The organism is Synechococcus sp. H60.3 (assembly GCF_047462295.1).
Lineage (GTDB): Bacteria > Cyanobacteriota > Cyanobacteriia > Thermostichales > Thermostichaceae > Thermostichus.
The window spans coordinates 1-2,075 of the sequence record NZ_JANSIY010000107.1; the positions used below are offsets into that span (position 1 = coordinate 1).

2 protein-coding genes and 1 tRNA gene are annotated in these 2,075 nt (G+C 60.8%); 2 read left to right on the top strand and 1 reads right to left on the bottom strand.

Annotated elements, in window-relative coordinates; all coding sequences use genetic code 11:
- Nucleotides 1-150 precede the first annotated feature (150 nt).
- A complete protein-coding gene (gene panB / locus NW841_RS10465; protein ID WP_414364649.1) occupies nt 151-936 on the bottom strand; it encodes a 3-methyl-2-oxobutanoate hydroxymethyltransferase in 786 nt (261 codons plus the stop codon).
- Between the two features lie 162 nt (nt 937-1,098).
- Here panB and NW841_RS10470 point away from each other — a divergent pair.
- Together NW841_RS10470 and NW841_RS10475 are read left to right on the top strand one after the other, a co-directional pair.
- Nucleotides 1,099-1,185, top strand: a tRNA-Ser gene (locus NW841_RS10470).
- A gap of 227 nt (nt 1,186-1,412) precedes the next feature.
- On the top strand, nt 1,413-2,075 hold a 663-nt coding region (locus NW841_RS10475), incomplete at its 3' end, for a phycocyanobilin:ferredoxin oxidoreductase (protein ID WP_414386312.1).

The window sequence follows — 2,075 nt, forward strand, 5'->3', positions numbered from 1 at the left end:
GTGCGCTGTACATCCTCGGCCAGCCTTGACAGAGGCGGCAATCGGCTGCCCCGACTGGCTCCCCATTTCTGGAGATCCTCACCAAGGGAGAGCAGTAACCAACGACTGAGCTGCCAGAAAGTGATACTTGCGAGTTGCCGAGGGGATGCCCTAGGTGGGGGGAAACAGTCTTTGATGAACATCGCCGACAAAGGCTTCCACCGCTTCTCGGATTACCTCTCGCAGGTTGGCGTAGGCTTTGGCGAAGGGCGGGATCCGCTCACTGAGGCCGAGCAGGTCGTGGGTGACGAGAATTTGGCCGTCGCAGGCCGGGCCAGCCCCAATGCCCAGAGTCGGGATCCCGACTTGCTGGGTGATCTGGGCAGCCAATTCCGCCGGCATGTGTTCCAAAACCAGGGCAAAGGCCCCTGCCTGCTCTAGGCTTAGGGCTTCCTGGCGCAGCCGCTCTGCCTCTGAGGGGGTTTTTCCCTGCTGGCGATACCCCCCCAGTTGATGCTTGGCCTGTGGGGTAAGGCCGATGTGGCCCAAGACCGGGATCCCTCGCTGTACCAGAAAGGCCACCGTTTCCACCATGTCTGGGTAGCCCCCTTCTAGCTTCACCCCATTCACCCCTGCCTCCTTCATCAACCGTCCTGCCGAGAAGAGGGCCTGCTCTTTGCAGACTTGGTAGCTCAAGAAAGGCAAGTCGGCCACCAAAAAGGCTCGTTCTACACCGCGGCGCACTGCCTGGGCGTGGTGGATCATCTGTTCCAGCGTCAGGGGCAAGGTGCTGCTGTACCCCAAGCTGGTCATGGCTAGGCTGTCGCCTACCAAGATCAAGTCGATCCCGGCTCGATCCAAGATCTGCGCTGTGGCATAGTCGGTAGCGGTGAGGGCCACCAACGGTTGACCCGCCTGTTTGGCCTGGCGAAAGTGGTGAATGGAAAGGGCAGCCATACCTCTATGATCTCATTTCCCCTGCGGTTTCTGGCTGGGCCGTACCCCCCAAGAGCTTTGGCCCTGGGGTAATTGGCCAGGTTGCATCCGCCCCATTCCACGAGAGGGGATCCGGGCAGGATAGCCCGTTTGCCGCTAAGATGGTAAAGCCCTATGCAGACTGGAAGGGTGACAGAGTGGTTGATTGTGACGCTCTCGAAAAGCGTTGTGGCCGCAAGGTCACCGTGGGTTCGAATCCCACCCCTTCCGTCTTCGAGCAATCCAATGGCGCTCAACGCTGCCAACGCCTGGTAGGGTCAGCACCCGGCCCTCTCAACCTCCGCCAAAGCCCCCGGCAGCCCTGGACTGGCTGGGATCCCTTGCTTTGTTAAGTCCCACCTCAGCTTACTGAAACCTGGGTTTCAGGAAGGCACCTTTGCGGATTGGCCCGGCGCGGCTTTCGAGGACTTGTCGCTTAACCGGTCTTCTTGGCTCCCATGTTCACCGCCCCTGCTCTGCAAGCGCAACTGCATCCCCTCATCCAGCGCCTTTCGGAGGCAATCCTAGAGATCTGGGGATCCCACCTCGCCCTGGCTCCCTATGCCCTGCCGGAGGATCTGGGCTATGTGGAGGGCCGCCTAGAGGGGGAGAAATTGCAGATTGAAAACCGCTGCTACCAAGGGGCTCCCTTTCGCAAGTTGCACCTGGAGCTGGCCCAGGCCGGGCAAAGCCTGGATATTCTCCACTGCGTCATGTTTCCGCAGCCGCAGTACCCGCTGCCGCTGTTCGGCTGTGATATTGTGGCCGGCCGCGGTCAGGTGAGCGCCGCCATCGTCGATCTCTCGCCGGTCACCCCCACTTTGCCGGATCCCTATGTCCAAGAGTTGGAAGCTTTGGGAGCTCATCTCGCCCCTTTCCAAGAGCGACGCCAGTTGCCGCCGTGGGGGACGATTTTTTCTCCCTACTGTCTGTTCATCCGGCCCGGCGACGAGGCAGAAGCCGACCGCTTTTTGGATTTCGCCCGCCGTTATTTGGAAATCCACTGCCGGCTGGCGCAACAGATCCCCCCGCAGACGGATCCTGTCCAGATCCTGGTTCACTACCAAGGGCAGCAGCGCTACTGCAGCCAGCAACAACAGAACGACCGCACCCGCCGCGTT

Bases quoted from the DNA above. Each gene is read 5' to 3' on its own strand.
- panB (WP_414364649.1), bottom strand. From the start codon at position 936: ATGGCTGCCCTTTCCATTCACCACTTTCGCCAGGCCAAACAGGCGGGT.